At 45.1% G+C, this 18,735-nt stretch carries 19 protein-coding genes and 1 pseudogene; 15 read left to right on the top strand and 5 right to left on the bottom strand.

The features are described 5' to 3' along the window. Nucleotides 1–37: 37 nt before the first annotated feature. Complete coding sequence (locus BUB67_RS05620; RefSeq protein WP_073237063.1) at nucleotides 38–1,501, bottom strand: 5-methylcytosine restriction system specificity protein McrC; 1,464 nt, start codon at nucleotides 1,499–1,501, stop codon at nucleotides 38–40. A 13-nt stretch (nucleotides 1,502–1,514) separates the two neighbouring features. Then, a complete protein-coding gene (locus BUB67_RS05615) occupies nucleotides 1,515–2,981 on the bottom strand; it encodes an McrB family protein (protein ID WP_073237059.1) in 1,467 nt (488 codons plus the stop codon). Nucleotides 2,982–3,213: 232 nt separating this feature from the next. On the opposite strand from BUB67_RS05615, the gene BUB67_RS05610 reads away from it, so the two are divergent. Then, a complete protein-coding gene (locus tag BUB67_RS05610; RefSeq protein ID WP_073237056.1) occupies nucleotides 3,214–3,474 on the top strand; it encodes a hypothetical protein in 261 nt (86 codons plus the stop codon). 95 nt (nucleotides 3,475–3,569) lie between these two features. Continuing rightward, a complete protein-coding gene (locus tag BUB67_RS05605; RefSeq protein ID WP_084127651.1) occupies nucleotides 3,570–5,723 on the top strand; it encodes an ATP-dependent helicase in 2,154 nt (717 codons plus the stop codon). Here the strand turns inward: BUB67_RS05605 and BUB67_RS17170 are convergent. Next, nucleotides 5,663–6,109, bottom strand: a complete 447-nt coding sequence (locus tag BUB67_RS17170; protein ID WP_084127654.1) for an ATP-binding protein — start codon at nucleotides 6,107–6,109, stop codon at nucleotides 5,663–5,665. The genes BUB67_RS05605 and BUB67_RS17170 overlap by 61 nt on opposite strands. Here BUB67_RS17170 and BUB67_RS16845 point away from each other — a divergent pair. Continuing rightward, entirely contained in the window at nucleotides 6,063–6,323 is a 261-nt protein-coding gene (locus tag BUB67_RS16845) for an ATP-binding protein (protein WP_274377226.1), read from the top strand. The genes BUB67_RS17170 and BUB67_RS16845 overlap by 47 nt on opposite strands. 256 nt (nucleotides 6,324–6,579) lie before the next feature. Continuing rightward, a complete protein-coding gene (locus BUB67_RS05590; protein WP_073237365.1) occupies nucleotides 6,580–6,972 on the top strand; it encodes a DsrE family protein in 393 nt (130 codons plus the stop codon). 192 nt (nucleotides 6,973–7,164) lie between these two features. On the opposite strand, the gene BUB67_RS05585 is transcribed toward BUB67_RS05590, so the two are convergent. Then, nucleotides 7,165–7,500 (bottom strand): hypothetical protein, encoded by a 336-nt coding sequence (locus BUB67_RS05585; RefSeq protein ID WP_073237050.1) that lies wholly within the window; start codon nucleotides 7,498–7,500, stop codon nucleotides 7,165–7,167. A 38-nt stretch (nucleotides 7,501–7,538) separates the two neighbouring features. Beyond that, nucleotides 7,539–8,228 carry an aminotransferase class I/II-fold pyridoxal phosphate-dependent enzyme gene (locus BUB67_RS05580; protein ID WP_073237047.1) on the bottom strand — a complete coding sequence of 230 codons (690 nt, stop codon included), beginning with the start codon at nucleotides 8,226–8,228 and terminating at the stop codon, nucleotides 7,539–7,541. Between the two features lie 173 nt (nucleotides 8,229–8,401). On the opposite strand from BUB67_RS05580, the gene BUB67_RS05575 reads away from it, so the two are divergent. From BUB67_RS05575 to BUB67_RS05520, 11 genes and pseudogenes are all read left to right on the top strand, one after another. Further along, nucleotides 8,402–8,920, top strand: a complete 519-nt coding sequence (locus BUB67_RS05575) for a Fis family transcriptional regulator (RefSeq protein ID WP_073237044.1) — start codon at nucleotides 8,402–8,404, stop codon at nucleotides 8,918–8,920. A gap of 225 nt (nucleotides 8,921–9,145) precedes the next feature. Further along, a complete protein-coding gene (locus BUB67_RS05570) occupies nucleotides 9,146–9,829 on the top strand; it encodes a response regulator transcription factor (RefSeq protein WP_073237040.1) in 684 nt (227 codons plus the stop codon). Continuing rightward, nucleotides 9,826–11,382 (top strand): sensor histidine kinase, encoded by a 1,557-nt coding sequence (locus BUB67_RS05565; RefSeq protein ID WP_073237037.1) that lies wholly within the window; start codon nucleotides 9,826–9,828, stop codon nucleotides 11,380–11,382. Before BUB67_RS05570 ends, BUB67_RS05565 begins: the two co-directional genes overlap by 4 nt. A 257-nt stretch (nucleotides 11,383–11,639) precedes the next feature. After that, nucleotides 11,640–13,682, top strand: coding sequence for an ArnT family glycosyltransferase (locus BUB67_RS05560; RefSeq protein ID WP_073237033.1), 2,043 nt, complete (start codon nucleotides 11,640–11,642; stop codon nucleotides 13,680–13,682). Between the two features lie 54 nt (nucleotides 13,683–13,736). Continuing rightward, entirely contained in the window at nucleotides 13,737–14,696 is a 960-nt protein-coding gene (locus tag BUB67_RS05555; RefSeq protein WP_073237030.1) for a glycosyltransferase family 2 protein, read from the top strand. Continuing rightward, the gene (locus BUB67_RS05550) at nucleotides 14,689–15,114 is read left to right on the top strand and encodes a GtrA family protein (protein ID WP_073237027.1); all 426 of its coding nucleotides are present in this window, start codon (nucleotides 14,689–14,691) and stop codon (nucleotides 15,112–15,114) included. Before BUB67_RS05555 ends, BUB67_RS05550 begins: the two co-directional genes overlap by 8 nt. Before the next feature lie 29 nt (nucleotides 15,115–15,143). Beyond that, on the top strand, nucleotides 15,144–16,124 hold the full coding sequence (galE, locus tag BUB67_RS05545) for a UDP-glucose 4-epimerase GalE (RefSeq protein ID WP_073237362.1): 981 nt from the start codon (nucleotides 15,144–15,146) through the stop codon (nucleotides 16,122–16,124). Between the two features lie 51 nt (nucleotides 16,125–16,175). Next, on the top strand, nucleotides 16,176–16,568 hold the full coding sequence (locus BUB67_RS05540; RefSeq protein ID WP_073237024.1) for a PepSY domain-containing protein: 393 nt from the start codon (nucleotides 16,176–16,178) through the stop codon (nucleotides 16,566–16,568). Nucleotides 16,569–16,984: 416 nt separating this feature from the next. Continuing rightward, nucleotides 16,985–17,382: pseudogene (locus BUB67_RS17320) on the top strand (TSUP family transporter); the annotation flags it as partial. 133 nt (nucleotides 17,383–17,515) lie between these two features. Next, complete coding sequence (locus tag BUB67_RS05525; RefSeq protein WP_238456969.1) at nucleotides 17,516–17,905, top strand: PadR family transcriptional regulator; 390 nt, start codon at nucleotides 17,516–17,518, stop codon at nucleotides 17,903–17,905. Beyond that, nucleotides 17,898–18,719 carry an extracellular solute-binding protein gene (locus tag BUB67_RS05520; RefSeq protein ID WP_073237013.1) on the top strand — a complete coding sequence of 274 codons (822 nt, stop codon included), beginning with the start codon at nucleotides 17,898–17,900 and terminating at the stop codon, nucleotides 18,717–18,719. The genes BUB67_RS05525 and BUB67_RS05520 overlap by 8 nt, the downstream gene beginning before the upstream one ends. Nucleotides 18,720–18,735 lie beyond the last annotated feature (16 nt).

Genomic DNA, 18,735 nt, shown 5'->3' with positions numbered 1-18,735 from the left:
TGCTTTGATGAAGAATTGGCTATATCCTGAATCTAACCTATGCGACGGCTGCAGCTAAAGTTTCAATAACTTCTTCCATTTTGGCTTCCATCGGGATAGCTGTTAGGACCAATATTATGTTTCTTTTTCCTGCATTAAGAGAAGCATGGTGATAAACCATTCCTCTTTTTCTCAAGGATTGCCATGTTTGTTTCCTGCAGGGGTATACTAAGCAACTAATGATTCTGTTGGCGTCTGATAGTGTGGAATAAGCTAATACCTGAAGTAGATCTGCTCGGTGACGCTCTCTCAATTCTTCATCCAAATTACCCCACCGGTTTACATTTAAATCTTCCCAGTGACCTTTATACTTCGCGTCAAAAATAATGGTTTCTATTCCATTCCCATCTGAGGCTGCCCGTTCGAGGACTAAATCTGGCAATAAATATTTTTGGGAACCAACATAAGAAGGATTCCATACAAGCGGTGCGACTGTTTCTCTTTTGCGACCAACCCGTAGAATACCTCCTATTCTTTTGGTAAGCTCCCCTGCAACAGTTTCTACCCAAGCCTCAAAAAATTCTTCCATCGACAGAATCCAGGGCAGTCCTTGTAAATCTCCAAGCCCTGCAAGCCCTCTATCATCTATAGTCCACTCCATTGCCTGTAATCCATCCCTAAAAACCCTTGTTTGAAGGTTTCCCCGTTGCCACGCACTAAAATTCAATGAATTAGGTCTTTTAGGTGTCACACTAGATACTCGTTTAAGTAAAGAATGGCATAGATCAATCAGTTGAAGAACAAAATATCCTGCGGCTCTCTGAGTTTCCAGACTAGCTAGCTGTTTTCGTAAAGTAAAATGGATCGCCGCTTTTAAATTATTATCATCCCTTAGGTCGGGGTACCTACAGGGAACTTGTAAAAAGTGTGCATGAGCCAGATTGGTAAAATATTGTGGCCACTTAATACTTCCACGAGGCGCAGGTAGGTCTGATTCGGTAAAGTCAAATCTCCTTTCAAGCCTATCCAGCATTTCTTTGATGCGCAGGAGGATTGTTGTTGATAACACCCACGGAGGTATTTTTCTATCTGAATGTGGGATTAAAGGTAGTTGTAGGGGAAAAGGTGTTACTTTCCAACCCATTTTACATAACATAGGGCCAATACCCGACCAATCAAAACGTGGTTTAATAATAATCCCGTAATCTGGCTTCCCTGAAGTGGGAGATAAAAGCGGAAATGCTCCTATCCTTGTGCCCGTATTTAAGATCAGATCAACGGAACTCCCGTCATAATGAATGTTTGCAGTAATTCCAAAATTCCCTAAAATGCCACGATTTTGCTGGATGAATTGATTACCTAAACGTGCCACCTGCGGTTGAGGATCTCTAGGTTTTTGGCCTTTTAATAAAAAATCAGCCGGGAGACGGATAGTAGAAGAATCAACAACCTCTAAGCAAGGAGATTCTCCGGGTTTAATCGGTAGTAGAGGTGCTTTGACAAAGATTCTACGACGATTCATCTAACTTACTCTCCTACAGACTCTCTATCCACTGAAGGTAAGCTCGGATATGGTCAGAAAAACCAGCAACATATCCTTGGCTCAAATATTCTTCTAACAGGGGGGCAAGATTTACCCTTAGTTGTTGCGGTGCTTTATTATCGTCCTTTTGTAAAAAATACGAATGTCCTGGAACAAGGGCCAACGCGTCTTCACCTGCGTGTTCAACAAAAATGCTTACCAATTCCATAAACGCCTTTTGCATCAATGGCCCAGCTATATGCTGTACTACTTCCATCTGCGGCCACAGCTTTACGAAGGCAAAACGCCTCCGCACCGCCACATCCACAATAGCAATACTTCGATCCGCACTGTTCATAGTACCTATGATATGTAAGTTATCCGGCAACCAAAATGTATTACCAAAGGGTTTTCCAAAATTATATGGTAATTCTAATTGTCTTTTTTCATTCGACTGATATTCTAGGAGGAAAATTGCTTCTCCGAGAACCTTAGCCAGATCAGCCCTGTTAATTTCATCTATATGGAGTAAATAGGGCTCATTTGGATTTTCTATTGCTTCCTTCGCTGCAGTCATTAAGTGACCCATTTGAGGAGTAAATCTAAATCCCATCCCATCGGTTGTTTTCTCCGGGGCAAGTCCTCCAATAAAGTTCTCATATGTCGTATTGGGATGAAATTGTATGGATTTCCCCTTTCCTTTATAAGTATTATTTAAAATCTGTAGGGCCAATCTTGTTTTGCCTGTTCCTGGCGGCCCTTGTAATACAACAAACCGCCGTTCTTGAAGTATCTCCTGTACTTTTTCAAGCGAAATGTCAGGCATTAAATGAGAAAAATATTCCGAACGTATCTCTTCCCATTCACTAGCAAAAGATTTCAATGGGTAGATACCACGTTCCTCAAACATTAAATCCATAAACGCTTTCAGTGCGCTAGTTGTGGCTTTAGTATCACCGTTTGGTACAAAGATACCATATAACACCCTACCATAACGTTCAAAAATGGACTGGTACTCTGGAAACAGTCTCTTAATATTGTCAGGGATATCCAAATCTATCCTTACCGGGTCCTGCTTGGCCCAGGCAACCATTTTTCCATTACCATATTTTTTATTAAGCCAGTTGCAAATGGCGGCCACCTTTCTTCCATGACCGGGTCGTCCAAGGATCTCCTCATCAGGGCTTAGCCCCTGGGTTCCTATAACCATGGCAATCAGACTAGGGGCATCCGGTACGGGAAAAATAACAAAACTCATACCACCATACGCACCGGAATCGGGGTTTGAAGGATGAATCAGTGCTGCAAACGGAACACCTGATCCCCCCTTAAATTCCGGGGCGCGAAGAGTTACAACTTTTCTTGCCTTATCGGGATAACGTCCTCCATTGGCTCCAAACAGCTCTTCAAAAGCATGCTTAGCCTGACCGGCCCAGTTTTCATTTTGTGTTTGGTAAATAAGATTAATTAATTGATTCAAAAGTTAACTCCTCACTCTAAAGTCTTAATTCTATTTTTATCAAAAATCTTAACATAAAAATGATTCATTTCTTGTCGAAATTTGTTTTTCGGTAACAAAAAACCACTATGGCAAACAGTCATCAGCGTTCATGGATTACCTAACAGCGCAGAGCATTACATCCTGTAATGGGATGACTATTGACTATATCAACAACTAAATCAAAACCCTGGCAGGATATACCTACAAAACCGTGGAACAAAATATCTGCTCCCTGAGGGCCTTTTTCCGGTTTCTTTTGGAAACGGGAAAAGTTACCACCGATTTTGCGGCCAAAACCCCCATGGATTTCCGCTATGCTTTTCAAAAGTCATTTATGGGTAAAGTGGTGGATAGGATGAGCCAGAATGAAAAATTCTTTATGAAAATACTCGATGATGAACAATTTGCCAATGCCCTGATAGAACTTATGCTACCTAAAGTTTACGAGAAACTGCAAAGTGTGGAAATATAAAGAAGTATGCCTGGCGAGTCGTTATGCCACTGTTTTAATCGTGGCATTTTAACTATAATATTGAAAGGTGTTAGATTTTTATCATTTTGTAAGAGGTGTTTCGGACAGTGGATTATGCAAAACGATCCCCGGCTTCAGAGCATCCTTTTCTAGCATGGGTAAAAAAAGAGACCGGAATTGTTTTAAATAGGAGCCAGCGGGAGGCCGTGCTCCATAAAGAAGGCCCGTTACTTCTCTTAGCCACACCTGGGGCGGGTAAAACCACTGTCTTAAATTTACACATCGCTTATCTAATCTTAGAACACAAAATTAACCCCCATCAGATTCTGTCCCTTACCTTCAGTAGGGCATCAGCCAGGGATATGGAAACCAGGTTCCAAAACCTGTTTGGCCGGGTGATTTCTCAGCCGGTTCGCTTTTCCACCATCCATAGTTTTGCCTTTCAGGTGGTTACGGATTATTTGCGGCGCCAGGGGCGGCCGTATAAGCTCATTGAAAATGAACAAGGGGTCACTAGTAAAGGTGCGGTTTTAAAAAGTCTCTACCAAAAGCATAATGCAACCGTTGTATCCGAAGAAAAGCTGGAAGAATTGGCCAATGCCATTGGTTATGTAAAAAATACCATGATACCAGTGGAGAATCTGGAAACGATAGATTTTAAAATAAATCATTTTAAAGAAATTTATCTCTCCTATGAAGAATACAAGAGAAAAAGTTATGCGCCAACCATCCTATTAGATTTTGATGACATGCTGACCCTGGCCCATGATATTTTAGAAAGGGAACCGGGAATCTTAAATTTCTATCAAAAACAATATCGGTACATTTTGACGGACGAGAGCCAGGATACATCTTTGATTCAGCACAAAATTATTGAAAAAATAGCCAAACCTCAGTGCAATTTATTTGTTGTGGGCGATGAGGATCAGGCTATTTATGGGTTCCGTGGAGCGGCACCGCAATATCTGCTGGAGTTTAAGAAAACCTATCCCAATGCGAAAATTATAGCCATGACAGAAAATTTTCGGTCATCAGAAGATATTGTTAAGATAACAAACCAGTTCATCAAGGCCAATAAAAAGCGTTATGAAAAAGATATGTTTACCCATAATACCAAAAACAAGCCCATACAAATCAGCAAGTTCAAAACTGAGCAAGAGCAATGGGATTATCTTGTTCAGCAATTAGCCAGGACAGATGATCTATCATCCGTTGCCATCATCTATCGCAATAACGCTTCGGCCATTGGTCTCATTAATAAACTGGACAAACACGGTATTCCCTTCTACCTCAGGGATTTCAAGAATCGTTTTTTTGCTCATTGGGTGGTTGAGGATGTATTAAACTATCTGCGCTTTTCCTATAACGATAAAAATATTGCCGTATTAGAGAAGATTCACACCAAACTGAACCCCTTTATCTCTAAAAATGATCTAGAGCTTTTAAAAAGGGCGGATGCGGATGTCTCTAGTTTTGTTAACCTGGCAAAGATTTATGGGGACGCCAGCAAAAAAGCACAGGGGTTCTTAAGACTACAGAAGTATTTTAACCAGTTAAACAAACTTTCTCCCCACCAGGCCATCCGCTTTATTAGGAAAAAATTAAAGTATGAAGAAAGTGCAGAAAGGATATGCAATAATTTAGGATACTCCTTCGACAATGTTAAAGGTATATTAGCCACGCTGGAGTATATTGCCGTCGGTTTAGAAACTCACCAAGAGTTTGCCTTCCGTTTAAAAGAACTGGAGAAGCTAATGGGTGACTCAAAATATAATCAAGACAGTAACGCCGTAACGCTCACCACTATGCATTCCGCTAAAGGGTTGGAGTTTAAAAGGGTATACCTGATTGATTTGGTGGAAGGGGTAATCCCAGGGGCAGAAAGTCTCAAAAAGGGCAACGAGGACAGTTTGGAAGAGGAACGAAGATTATTCTATGTGGGAATGACCAGAGCGATCCAAGAGTTGTCTTTATTAACTGTAGAAGAGTATCAGCAGGCGAAGGTAGATGAATCACGCTTTGTTAAGGAAGTCAGGCAAATTCTTCAGCCAGACCTTAAGACAGAGGGTGTTCAAGGGGATAAGCAACTTGCCGCAGGGGTATTTATCGATCACAAGAAATTTGGGGTAGGTAAAGTTATTTCCATCAACAGGGGTAAGGGCACCTTTCGGGTTGGTTTTGAAAATGGTCAGGTCAAAGATTTATTATACAGTGTTTGCATAGAGAATAATTTAATCCGGGTTTTGTAAGACGGTGGGAGAACTAAATGAGATTCTATTGAAGCCAAAAGAAAGAATAGTCCTGTCCACTTTTCAAAGTCCAGGTTGGTTGTAACAATGATACTGCCCAGTTCATGCCTGGTGGAACAAAACTGAAATAATAATTCGGCTCCGGTTTTACTAAATGGGATATAGCCAAGTTCATCTAATATTACTAGTTCGTCCCGCATCCACTCCTTTTCTAGCTTTAGAAGGCGGTGTTCTTCACGGGCTGTCACCAATTCCTCCACCCATCGGGCGGTTTGATAAAATCTCACCCTACGGCCTTGCTGACAGGCAGCAAGGCCAAGGGCAGTGGCTAAATGAGTCTTGCTATTATGCGAAGCTTTCCATAAAGGCAAGACCCACCTGGCCATTGCCCTGGGGATCAGGGCATGTATGGAAGGTAAGACGGTTCGCTTCTTCCGCTGCCTTGACCTGGCCAATGTCCTGCTTGAGAAGCAACCGCTAGGGAACAGTGGGGTACTCTTTAATTTTTGTTATTTTGTACTTTTAAAGACAGAGGTTTCACACCTGAGAGTTTTGCAGATCACACTTTTGAGTCGGTTCCTCTTGACCAGGTCAAGTTAAGTCAGTATAATTGTATAACATAAGTTTACGGAAAATAATGGAGCCTTTTTAAATTACTTATTTAACCAAATTTTTTAGGCTTAGGCTATTTCAGTCGGAAGCAGCGCCAGTAGTAAAAAGTACCTTGACATGTATAATTACATGCAACTGCAGTGGCAAGAAGAACAGAAGTAGATCCGTGTCCTTTTAAGGTAACGCCAATTTGCTAATTGTCTTCTTGTTATTAAATTTAACGATAACGATTGAAGGTGTTAGAATGAATACTTTAAAAGTCCTGTTCCACGTTAACGAATCTACCAGATGGCAAATGGTTCTCGTGAACATCACTAATTTTTTGAATGATGTTGGACAAGGCAGTGCCGACATCGAAGTATTGGCCAACGGCGAGGCGGTTTCTGTTTTGGGGAATAGGTGTCTCTTGGCGGAAGATGGCGGTCAGAAGGCAAGCTGTGGGATAGGTAATGGATCGTTGTTGGACCAAATGAAAAAGTTATCGGAGGCGGGAGTAAACTTTGTAGTCTGTCGGAACGCTCTCAAAAGTCATTCTATCGTCGAGGAAAACCTCCCAGACTTTATAACAGTTGTGCCGGCTGGCATAACGGAAATCGTCAGAAAACAAACTCAAGGTTATGCCTACATCAAGCCCTAATGCCAGACTGTAGGAAGTTCTTGTTCGAAGACGGGCAACCTCTTCTTATCGTTAATGGTAATGTCATCCCACTTAAACCTAAAACTTTATCCCGTTCAGCATGGGGCGGTAGCCGAACTCCGCCCCGTTCACTTTTAAAATCATCTTCTATGCTCACTAGTAAAGAAGGTAAATCCATTAAGGAAGTTACCATTAGCCAAATTTCATCCTTCTGGTGGTGCTGATTAGCGGCATGTGTTGTCTAGATGTAAACTTCTCAATTAGTTTGCCGACTCTTCTGGGCAAATTCGTATAGAACCTGATAAGTATATAAACCCCTTTTCCCTCACGATACCGGGAATTTAAAAAAACAGCCAATTTAAAAATATCTCCTCCCTTTAGGCAAAAACCCCGGGCACTAAAACAATGACTTTGGGCACCGATTTTTTTGATTCCAACCAGTAATTCCCTAGCTGACGCGTGATAATCTTTTAAAAGCTGCTCCTCAACTGTCCACTTGGCAAATCCGCAGGTTTCAATGAAGGTCATCAAGCCACCTCTTAACTATTTCATTGAAAACCTCTGCCTTACTTAAGAATGGTAGCAACCAAAGCCCCCAAAGACCATCCTGTTAATACCACCGGGTCTTCGGTTTCCCGGTTTATTGCTTTTAAGGCATTAAGCCCATATAAAGATGGTCCTTGGCAATCCCTGGAAGCTTCCTCAACCCCTGAGTGGTAGCTGACCATGATAGCCCTATCTGCAGAAAAATACTTTTCCTGTAAAAACCAAACTCCCGGCCCCAAAGCCCATCCGGACAAAAAAATTACAGAAGGCCGCAATAACTGCAGGGGGCAGGGCGTAGTATAAATCAAAGTCCTGCTTATATTTCTTAAATAATCAATGAGCACCCGACTACCCGCTACATAAGCCCCGGCTCCGCCAAAGGCCTTACTGAGGGTACCCATGTTAATATCTATAGCTTCCGATACTCCGGCTGCTTCTGCCAAATCCCTTCCTGAAGAACCAAAAACACCACCTCCATGGGCCTCATCCACCATCAACAGGGCTCCATATTGCTCTTTCAGTTGGACTATTTCTTTAAGGGGGGCTAGGTAACCGTCCATACTAAATACCGTATCGGTAATGATCAATTTCCTACGATACATACCGCAGTTTTTAAGAATATTCTCTAAGGAAACTAAATCCCTGTGTTTATATCTCCGGTGTTCTGCCCCGTTCAGAATAATACCGTCAACAATCCTGCAAAGCTTCATGCATTTTTTGTGTATGAATGCCGTTTTTACTGAATGCCTATCTACAAGATATTAAGGAAATATTAAGGGGGATTTAAGGGAGCGTTCAGGAAGCCTTCAGGCTATTTTCAACTTTTTAATCTAAGATTAATTACAGAGGTTAAATTTACTAACAAAAAGGAGAGGTGTTGAGAATGTTAAAATTAGGGAAAAAGATTTCTAGTCTTGCCATTGGTGGAATGCTCTTAGCCGGGTCTGTTGCCGGGGTTGCGTTTGCAGATGCAAACACACAAAGTACGCCGGACCAGTCCAGAGATCAATTTTATCAGGAGTTTATAAGTGATTTCGCAAAAAACCTGGGTGTTAGTGAGGATCAAGTGACAGCAGCCCTTGAAGCCACGAAAAAGCAAATGGTTCAAGAAGCCGTACAGCAAGGCAAGATGACGCAGACCCAGGCAGATGAGATTCTCGCACAGAAAGGGTTTGGGTTTGGATTTGGTATGGGCGGCCCCCGGCATGGTAGAGGCGACATTACACAAGACACAAATTTCCTTAACGACGCTGCCGGTGCCCTTGGTATCACTCCTGACGCGCTGAAGTCTGAACTACAATCAGGCAAAAAATTGGATCAGATTGTAACTGAACACGGCATGACTATGGAGCAATTCCGTCAAAAAATGCCTAAACCTCAACAGCCTCCTATTAAAGGATAATGGGGGTGTCATGGTCCCGGCTTTGTCCGGGGCTTTTTCTGTTTATAATACAAGTGAGACAATTTATAAGAGGAGATTGTCACATATTATAGAAACAAGAGATATTCAACAAACTTTCAGTTTTCATTCAGCCCTGTTTCAGTTATATCCCGGATAATATAAGCGTATTGAACGGGAAACGCCTCCATCGGAGGAAGGGCCCCCAATAAGGTGGTAGGTCGAGAAATGCAACAATTAAAGGGAATCAAAATATTATTAGTGGACGATGAACCGAATATACTGCAATTTTTAGAGCTGGGTCTGCAAAATGAGGGCTTTGAAGTACAGACCGCCCAGGACGGCATGACAGCCATTACAATATTGAAGCAATTCCAGCCCCATGTCGTTATTCTGGATGTTATGATGCCCGGTATGGACGGTTTTGAAGTGTGCCGCATGATCAAAAAAATGGATAATGTGGCTGTGATCATGCTGACGGCCAGAGACGAAGTGGATGATCGGGTGAAGGGTCTTAATCTCGGCGCTGATGATTACATGGTAAAACCCTTTAGTTTTGAGGAACTCCTCGCCAGGATCTATGCCAGGATCCGAAATCAATTTCCACACTTATTTGGCGAAGTCGTGATTGGGCCGTTTCATATTGATGACCGCCGCAAAGAAATCCGGTATGAAAACCGGGTTTTGGAGCTGTCTCCCACAGAGTATGAACTCCTGAAATTCTTAGTTCTTAATCACGGGTTGGTGTTAAGTAAAACCATGATTTTGGATAAAGTGTGGGGCTATGATTTTGCAGGAGAGGAAAATATTGTTGAGGTATATATAAGATCGCTGCGGGATAAATTACATGACAAAGACCATCAGCTAATACGAACCTTGCGTGGATCAGGATACCGGGTTGATTTACCATGAACCAAAAGAAAAGCGCCGGCATTAAATCTTTTTTTACTCCTAACTCCCTTCGATCTCAACTGTTATTCCGATCACTGTTAATCCTTGCCGTTTTACTTGTGCTTATTGGCCTGTTGCAATATGTTTTTATGCAGGAGGTAATTTACCGAAATAAAGCTGCCAGCCTGCAGAGCCAGATCATGTCCATTCCTCGCTTTGTTTGGGAGTATCCCGGCATAAGCCCGGAAAATGACCCTGTGCGCCCACCGCGTTTTTTTATTCCCGAGGCAGGTTTGGCATTTATAGATGTAGAGGGCAACTATTTCGTATTGTCGAACGGGCCCGGCAGTATAAAGCCTCCTAGATTGGATACCCAGGAGTATTTGGATATATTAAAGAAAAAACCCGAGCATGAACTGCCAAGAAATGACGGCGCTGAAGAAAATGGAACCGGCAGCACAGAACCACCGAGATTGGATAGGCCGGAGCATGTGGATGTATGGAAGAAAAAACCGGGGCCGCACTACAAAATAATTGACGCCGGGGGAGCGGAACAATTACTGGTTTTGCAGCCGGTTTTTGACCACGGACAGGCCCTTGGCGTCGTTCAGGTAAGTACTTTGACAAGCCCGCTCAAGGAACTGCTTATTCGTCAGTTGCTCACTTTTTTATTCCTTTCCCTCATTGCCATGCTGATTGGTTTGCTTGGCTTTTCACCGATAATCAAAAGGACATTGGTTCCCTTATTTAATATGGTAGATATTGCGGAACAAATCGATGCAGGTAATTTAACGAAGCGTTTCCCAACCCGGCAAGGACAGATGGAGATCGATCGTTTGGCGGAATCCTTTAACGGAATGCTGGAGAGGCTGGAAGCCTCCTTTGCGGCAGAGAGGGAGACCAAGGAGCAGATGCGTCGTTTTATAGCAGACGCCTCGCACGAACTTCGTACGCCGTTAACCTCCATTCACGGATTTTTGGAAGTACTGCTCCGCGGTGCGGCCAATCAACCGGATCAACTGTATAAAGCGTTAACAAGCATGTACGGTGAATCGGAGCGTCTCAATAAATTGGTACATGATCTTCTTCTCCTGGCCAAACTGGACCGCACACCTCGCCTTGAGCTTACAGAAGGTCTGCTGGATGCTGTTATCCGGGAAATGGAGCCGCAGCTTCGTCTTTTGGCCGGCAATAGAAGGCTTGACTTACGGATCGAACCAAACATGAAATGCAAATATGATGCGGATAAAATGAAACAGGTGATTTTAAATTTGTTTCATAATGCGGTGCAGCATACCGACCCTGAAAAAGGCCATATCCGGATTTCATTATCTAAAAAGAAAAGTGGTGTGGCATTGTCCGTTCAAGATAACGGACCAGGGATCAGCGAAAGCCATCTACCCCGCGTCTTTGATCGCTTTTACCGTATCGATACCTCCCGGACGCGCAGATATGGCGGGGCCGGTTTAGGCTTATCCATTACTAAATCCATTGTAGACGCCCATGGAGGAACCATTAGCGTTGAAAGTAAAGAGGGAGAAGGATGTACATTTCATGTCTGGCTCCCGGCATAAGCTGATTTTTTAAATATCTTAATCTGTACGGTCGCTAATGACGGCATTCGTACACAGTTTACCTGTGTGTGAATGCCGTTTTTGTGCTTATGTAATCCTTTTTCAGCATATCTTCAGCAAATACTCAATGAATGTTCAGTTACCGTTAAGGGACAATTCAGCCAGAGAGGTTACTATGGTAAGGGTAAAAGGATCGGACATTACGGGGAGTTGTTCACAGTGACAAATGAAACACTGCATGAAAGGGGAACCTGACCATGAGACCAAAACAAGGCCAACGTTTCGATATGATCCTGATATGCATTGCTTTACTGGCTGCTTTCTTGAATATTTTCAACATCTGGCATGATCAATATGCCAACGCCTATTATACTTCAGCCGTAACCAGTATGCTGCAGAACTGGCACAATTTTTTCTTCGCTTCCTTTGATCCGGCCGGCTATGTAACGGTGGATAAACCACCGGTGGCGTTTTGGATCCAGACCATATTTGCCTATATTTTCGGAGTTCACGGCTGGAGCGTAATACTCCCGCAGGCTTTGGCCGGCGTCGGTTCCGTTTTGCTGATGTATCGCCTGGTGAAGCCAACTTTCGGTAGAACAGCTGCCCGGCTGGCCAGCCTGGTTATGGCATGTACACCCATTGCCGTAGCGGTGAGCCGTACCAATAATATTGACAGCTTATTGGTATTTACGCTACTCCTGGCCACCTGGATGTTGTTCCGGGGGGTTCGTGATCAGAAGCTGTCCTGGGTTCTTGGCGCCTTTGCCATGATCGGTGTCGGCTTTAACATGAAGATGCTGCAAGCTTACATGGTTGTACCGGCTTTTTGCTTATTTTACCTGCTTGCCTTTAAGAGCGGGTGGAAAAAGAAACTGGCTGTCCTGGCGGCGGCAACCGTTATCATGGTCGGTGTGTCCCTGTCCTGGGCGGTGGTGGTCGATTCGATCCCCCAGGAAAATCGACCCTATATCGGAAGCAGTCAAAGGAACTCTGTATTGGAGCTGGCCCTGGGCTATAACGGGATATCCCGCCTTACGGGAATGAACAGGGAGGGCATGGGTCCTGGCGCAGCGCCGAACCAACCGCAAATGCGGCAGGACGGCAACAACATGCCGAACCCGCCGCAAATACCGCAGGACGGTAACAACAGGCCGGCAGGCTTCGGTCCGGACGGTCATGGCAGACCGGGGCCAATGCCCGGCGACGGCGGCCCGCCAGGACAAGGGGGCAGAGGCATGTTCGGTACCGGTCAGGCAGGTCCGCTGCGTCTGTTTCAAACCGAACTTTCCGGGCAAGCCAGCTGGTTGCTGCCCTTTGTAGCCTTCGCCTGCGTCGGCTTGCTGGCAGGCATTGGCCGCAGAACGCCGCTTACTGATAAACAAAATGAGACCTTATTCTGGCTGGCCTGGTTGCTCCCGGCGATGGCATTCTTCAGTACAGCAGCTTTCTTCCATCACTATTATTTGATCATGCTGGCCCCACCCATTGCGGCGCTGGCAGGAGCCGGTTGGGTGGAGCTTTGGAACCGGTACAGTAACAAAGAAGGCTGGCAAATGTGGCTGCTGCCATCCGGTCTGCTGGCTACAACAGCTTTTGAACTGTATGTTCTGCAGCCCTTTCAAAAGCAAATTGGCACGGGGTGGTCCATCGGCATCGGAGCAGCAGGCGTCGGGTTATCCCTTATATTGTTCTTTGCCGCAAAGAAACAGAAGTTGTCTTCGATGGCCGCCATGGCCGGCCTGCTGGTATTGCTGGCGGCGCCATTATACTGGGCCACTACCCCGCTTTTGTATGGCGGCAACAGTATGCTGCCGCAGGCCGGACCGGTTCAACATGGGGGACCAAATCAACCAGATGGCCAAAGTCAACAAGGTTTCAGCCAAAGACAGCATATGGGGGGCGGGCCGAACTCCGGTATTAATACAAAATTACTTGCATATCTGACCAGGAACAACACAGGGGAAACTTACCTTTTTGCCACCACCGATTCCCATACCGCCGCGCCTTATATCATTGCAACCGGTAAAGCTGTCATGGCCATGGGCGGCTTTTCGGGCTCCGACCCTATTCTGACGGTTGACAAATTAAAAAAGTTGGTGGCGAACAAAGAAGTAAAATATTTCTTGATCCCTTCATCTGGTTTCGACGGCAGAGGCGGCAGAGGCAACAGTGAAGTGCTGGAGTGGATTCGTGCCAACAGCACGGAGGTTCCCAAAGAAGAGTGGCAAGCGAACTCTGCCCAAAGTGATCCGATGGGAATGAGGAACGATAGGACTTTATACAAAATCAATTATTAAGGCTTGGAAGTATCAAATATAAGCCTGTTATTTAAAGGCTAAGGGGTTGATTCTATGAGCTCTGAAGTAGCCTATTCCATTGTGGTGCCGGTTTTTAATGAGGAAGAAGTTATTGCAGTCACTTATGAGAGATTAAAGAAAGTGATGGACACAACAGGCCGGCCATACGAATTATTGTTTGTGAATGACGGCAGCAAGGATAAAACAGCTCAAATTCTCAGCCAAATTTGCCAACAAGATACCAATGTAAAACTTATTAATTTCTCCAGAAACTTTGGGCACCAGGTTGCCATCAGTGCAGGTATGGACAACGCCCTGGGGCAGGCCGTTGTGGTCATCGATGCGGACCTGCAGGACCCGCCCGAGATCATTTTGCAAATGATCGAGAAGTGGCAGGAAGGTTATGATGTTGTTTACGCCACACGAAAAGAACGCAAGGGAGAAACCCTCTTTAAAAAATGGACGGCGGCCATGTTTTACCGGTTATTAAGGTCCATAACGGATGTTGATATCCCGGTCGACACCGGCGATTTCCGATTGATTGATCGCAAGGTCTGCAACGTTATGAGAAATATTAAAGAGAAGAACCGCTTTGTTCGGGGGCTTGTCAGTTGGGTCGGTTTTCGCCAAACGGCCGTTGAATATGTACGGGAGGAACGTTTTGCCGGCGAGACCAAATATCCGCTGCGCAAAATGATTAAATTATCTTTGGATGCGATGACCGCTTTTTCTCACAAGCCGCTCAAACTGGCAACCTACCTGGGGCTTTTATTTTCGTCCCTTAGCTTTCTCTATTTACTCTTTGTCGTCTTTGAAAAACTCTTTACACCCTATACCGTGCCTGGCTGGACATCCATCTTGGCAACCAGTTTGTTTTTTAACGGCATCATCTTAACCATACTAGGGATCATCGGCGAGTATATCGGCCGCATTTACGATGAGACCAAAGACAGACCGCTCTATATTATTGACAGCACAATCGGCTTTAGCCGGGAAGGAGAATCCCATGACTAGCAGCGACCATGCAATCAAACAAAACGCTCGCTCCCTGGTTCTTTTTTCCCTGGTGGGTCTGTCAAATACGCTCATTGATTATCTTGTGTTTTTTCTGCTGTACCACCGGTTTCCTGATTATTACCTGGCGGTCCAGGTGATATCTTACTGCTGTGGGATGATAAACAGTTATCTCCTTAACAAATATTGGACTTTTCAAAAGAAAAATGTACCGAACAGAGCGGAGCTCTTGAAATTTGTTACGGTCAACGCTCTGGCCCTCTCGGTGACCTCCATCACTCTTTTTGTTGTAAACCATAACTTTAGCTTAAATATGTTTATCTGCAAAACAATCGCTACGGGAATGTCCCTTGTTGTGAATTATATCGGCAGCAAGTATTGGGTGTTTAAAGATGAAAAATTTTCTTACGCAAGGTGATCCCAATGAAAATTCGCAAGGCAGTTCATATGAATATCTTAGTTTGCGGTGGGGCGGGTTATATAGGCAGTCATGTGGTGAGGCAACTTCAAAACAGGGGATACGAGGTGCTGGTGCTTGATAACCTGGTCAACGGCCATTTATCTGCCATTGGCAATACTCCCTTTGTAAAGGCGGACATCATGAACAAAAGGGCTTTACAACAAGTGTTTGATCAGAATCGAATCGATGCAGTTATGCATTTTGCGGCTTTTAGTATTGTTGGCGAATCGGTAAAGCGGCCGGACCTTTACTACCGGAACAATGTAGCAGGCACCTTGAATTTAATACAAACGATGCTGGAGAACGGAGTCAACAAGCTGATCTTTTCATCTACTGCGGCAGTATATGGTGAACCAGGGGAGATTCCCATTTCCGAAGACCATTGTACAAAGCCAACCAACCCGTACGGGGCAACCAAACTGGCAGTTGAGGAAATGCTAAAGTGGTTTAGCCAAGCCTACGGGCTGAACTATATCTCCCTGCGTTATTTTAATGCAGCCGGGGCGGATGAAGCCGGAGACATCGGGGAAGATCACAACCCGGAAACACACCTGATTCCTCTGGCACTAAAGACAGCTCTCGGTCTTTTACCGGAGGTGAAAATTTTTGGCACGGACTACCCTACACCTGACGGTACTTGCATTCGTGATTATATCCATGTAAACGATCTGGCCAACGCACATATTCTCGCCCTGCAAAGTCTGGTTTCCGGAGGAAAATCAACGGTATACAATTTGGGGAACGGCAGCGGTTTTTCTGTTAGAGATATTATTAAAACTGCCCAAAAAGTAACCGGGAAGCTTATCAGGGTGGTGGAAGCGCCGCGCCGCGCCGGTGATCCGGCAGTACTGGTGGCCTCTGCTGAAAAAATTAAACGGGAGCTGGGCTGGCAGCCTCAGTTCAGGGATATCCATCAAATCATTTCCTCAGCCTGGCATTGGCACTGCCGTCATGGCAAAGAAAGTTAAACCGGTGGGAAGTAGGAAGATCACAAATTTTATTACGTTGGAGGTAAAAAAATGAGAATTTATCGTCAATTACACTTGTGGATCGGTTTAATAACCTCTGTTCTGATATTGATAGAAGCAGTTACGGGGCTCCTAATGACAGAACCGTGGCTTATGGGTATGAAAAAGCCGCCGTTGGAGCAACAAGGGGAATCAAAAGCAAAAATGGTTGAGATTTCAGAGAGAGGAGAATTCAGAGGAGAATTTAATGGAGGGCCAAATGTGAAACCAGGTAACCAGGGAAACAGTTTAATGCACTTTGTAAAGAATCTTCATGCCGGGAGAATAGGCAATACAGATGTTTCTATATTACTTGACATAGTAGCCATCGGTATGATTATCCTTACCGTTACCGGCATTACTTTATCGGTGAGGACGTTAAAGATGCAGTCAAGGAAAAAATAAATAGCTCCTTGCAAGCGGCGATTCGGAGGGGGCCGCAGCAATCAAAGCCAAAATGGAGCAAATCGAGGAAGACATGGAAACACAGTATAATAAAATAGCGTCTGCATCAGATAGTGAGGATGACGCTGAAAACAATTATGATGACTCCGTACTTAGCTCAACGTTCTTTAGAGTTAGCAGAAGCGGGAGTGGTATTAAACGGCAGCTAGGAGTTATCCATAAATCGGCAAACAAATGTAGTATGTTTCGGGTCTAGGGAGGGACCCGGATTTTTTTATACCAAAACTATTATAACTTGACATATTTTTTTATTATACATATTATTAATGTAACACTATATGCACAGCGCACTTATAAATGGAGCGACTATTATCCAACCGGTTAACTTTAGAGCGGTATTTGAAAGGAGAAAGTTTATGCATTTTCCCGTTTCTGGTGTCGATGTATTACCCTTTATTCCACCGTTGGTGGCATTTCTGGTATCTTCTTTGACGGCTTCTGCCGGGGTGTCCGGGGCTTTTCTCTTGCTTCCCTTCCAGGTGAGTGTGCTGCACTACACCAGCCCCTTGGTTGGCCCTACCAACTTAATTTACAACATCGTAGCCATCCCCGGCGGTCTCTACCGTTACATCAAAGAGGGCCGCATGGCCTGGCCCCTTACTTGGTGATGGGTCTAATTGGCGGTATCTACGGTATCGGCGGCCTGTTGGGAACTTATGTGGGCGCCCGTATTCAAAAGTTTCTGCCGGATAAAATAATCAAGATGATCCTCACCAGTCTCATTCTTTTCCTGGCCTTTAACTATATCGGACAGTATTTCTTCCGGTAGTGAATAGTAAACTGCTGCCCCATCCCAACTGCCGGTATACTGGCGGGAGGGATTTCCTTTCTTTGGGGTAGCAGGTTTTATGTGACGGAGGAAGAAGTTCTCGTAGAAGGAATTCGAGGTGAGACCTGTGAAGGAAGAAGTGCAAAACCCAGCCTTTGCCTATATTGCCGGTCGTATCGATAAAATGCTGGTACCGGCCCTGCTTTACTTTCTGGCCCATAAGCCCGCTCACGGCTACGAATTAATCCAAAAGGTTAACGGATCGGGCTTCTCGGAAATTGAAGCAGATCCAGCCACCATATACCGCAACCTGCGCCGCATGGAAGAAGACGGTCTGGTCATTTCCCAGTGGGAAACCGAGCACACCGGTCCGGCCCGCCGGGCTTACCAACTAAGCCCGGAAGGTTACCGGGCGTTGGACTATTGTGTGCAGTTAATTACCGACAAGGTGGCTAGGATGCAAGCATTTTTAGAGCAGTACCAGCGGGAGGTGAAGGGGAGTGAGTAACCAACTGACATTAAAAATCTTACACGCCGGCGCCCTGCGCAAACCGGTGGTGGAGTGTGCCAAACTGTTGCAGGAAGCCCGGCCGGAGCTGGACATTCAGCTGGAATCCCACGGCTCACGGGCCTGTGCCAGACAGGTGCGGGAGGGTAAGGTGGTGGATATTCTGGCCTTGGCCGACCCCATGCTCTTTGAGGAACTGCTGGGGCCAGAGTATGTGGACAGATACTTCATATTCGCCAACGACCAAATCGTGCTGGCCTATCATGAGTTTTCCAGGGGTAGCGGGGAAATTACGGCTCAGAATTGGTTTGATATTTTACTGAAGGATGAGGTTACCTTTGGCCGTTCCAATGAAAACCTGGACCCCTGCGGTTACCGTACCCTGATGGTGTGGCAACTGGCCGAGCAGTATTACGGTCGGCCCGGTCTCTTTGGACAGTTGGACCAAAGGTGCCGGGGGGATTTGATTTATCCCAAATCCTACGACCTGGCCTCTGATGTGCTGGTGGGTAAGCTGAACTATGCCTTTGTATATCTCTGCGTGGCCAATCAGTTTGGCCTGAGATACCTGACCCTGCCGGAAAAAATCAACCTGTCCAACCCCACCTATGAGGACTATTACAGCCAGGCCACCGTGAGTTTGCAGGGTAAAAATTCCGGGGAGATGATAACTATTTCCGGCGCGCCCATAGAATTTGCCATCGCGATCCCGAAAAACGCTGAAAACCCGGCTGTGGCAAAGGATTTCCTGGATTTGATGTTAAGCCATAGAGGGCGGCAACTCCTGGAGGACTGCGGACTGATTCCTTATTAAAACTTAAAGCCCGGGC

It is taken from the genome of Desulforamulus putei DSM 12395 (assembly GCF_900129195.1).
GTDB classification, from domain to species: Bacteria; Bacillota; Desulfotomaculia; order Desulfotomaculales; family Desulfotomaculaceae; genus Desulfotomaculum; species Desulfotomaculum putei.
This window is presented reverse-complemented; position numbering and strand designations above follow the sequence as displayed.

Bases quoted from the DNA above. Each gene is read 5' to 3' on its own strand.
- BUB67_RS05620 (WP_073237063.1), bottom strand. From the start codon at position 1,501: ATGAATCGTCGTAGAATCTTTGTCAAAGCACCTCTACTACCGATTAAA.
- BUB67_RS17170 (WP_084127654.1), bottom strand. From the start codon at position 6,109: ATGGCCAGGTGGGTCTTGCCTTTATGGAAAGCTTCGCATAATAGCAAG.
- BUB67_RS05590 (WP_073237365.1), top strand. From the start codon at position 6,580: ATGAATACTTTAAAAGTCCTGTTCCACGTTAACGAATCTACCAGATGG.
- BUB67_RS05585 (WP_073237050.1), bottom strand. From the start codon at position 7,500: ATGACCTTCATTGAAACCTGCGGATTTGCCAAGTGGACAGTTGAGGAG.
- BUB67_RS05580 (WP_073237047.1), bottom strand. From the start codon at position 8,228: ATGAAGCTTTGCAGGATTGTTGACGGTATTATTCTGAACGGGGCAGAA.
- BUB67_RS05575 (WP_073237044.1), top strand. From the start codon at position 8,402: ATGTTAAAATTAGGGAAAAAGATTTCTAGTCTTGCCATTGGTGGAATG.
- BUB67_RS05570 (WP_073237040.1), top strand. From the start codon at position 9,146: ATGCAACAATTAAAGGGAATCAAAATATTATTAGTGGACGATGAACCG.
- BUB67_RS05565 (WP_073237037.1), top strand. From the start codon at position 9,826: ATGAACCAAAAGAAAAGCGCCGGCATTAAATCTTTTTTTACTCCTAAC.
- BUB67_RS05560 (WP_073237033.1), top strand. From the start codon at position 11,640: ATGAGACCAAAACAAGGCCAACGTTTCGATATGATCCTGATATGCATT.
- BUB67_RS05555 (WP_073237030.1), top strand. From the start codon at position 13,737: ATGAGCTCTGAAGTAGCCTATTCCATTGTGGTGCCGGTTTTTAATGAG.
- BUB67_RS05550 (WP_073237027.1), top strand. From the start codon at position 14,689: ATGACTAGCAGCGACCATGCAATCAAACAAAACGCTCGCTCCCTGGTT.
- galE (WP_073237362.1), top strand. From the start codon at position 15,144: ATGAATATCTTAGTTTGCGGTGGGGCGGGTTATATAGGCAGTCATGTG.
- BUB67_RS05540 (WP_073237024.1), top strand. From the start codon at position 16,176: ATGAGAATTTATCGTCAATTACACTTGTGGATCGGTTTAATAACCTCT.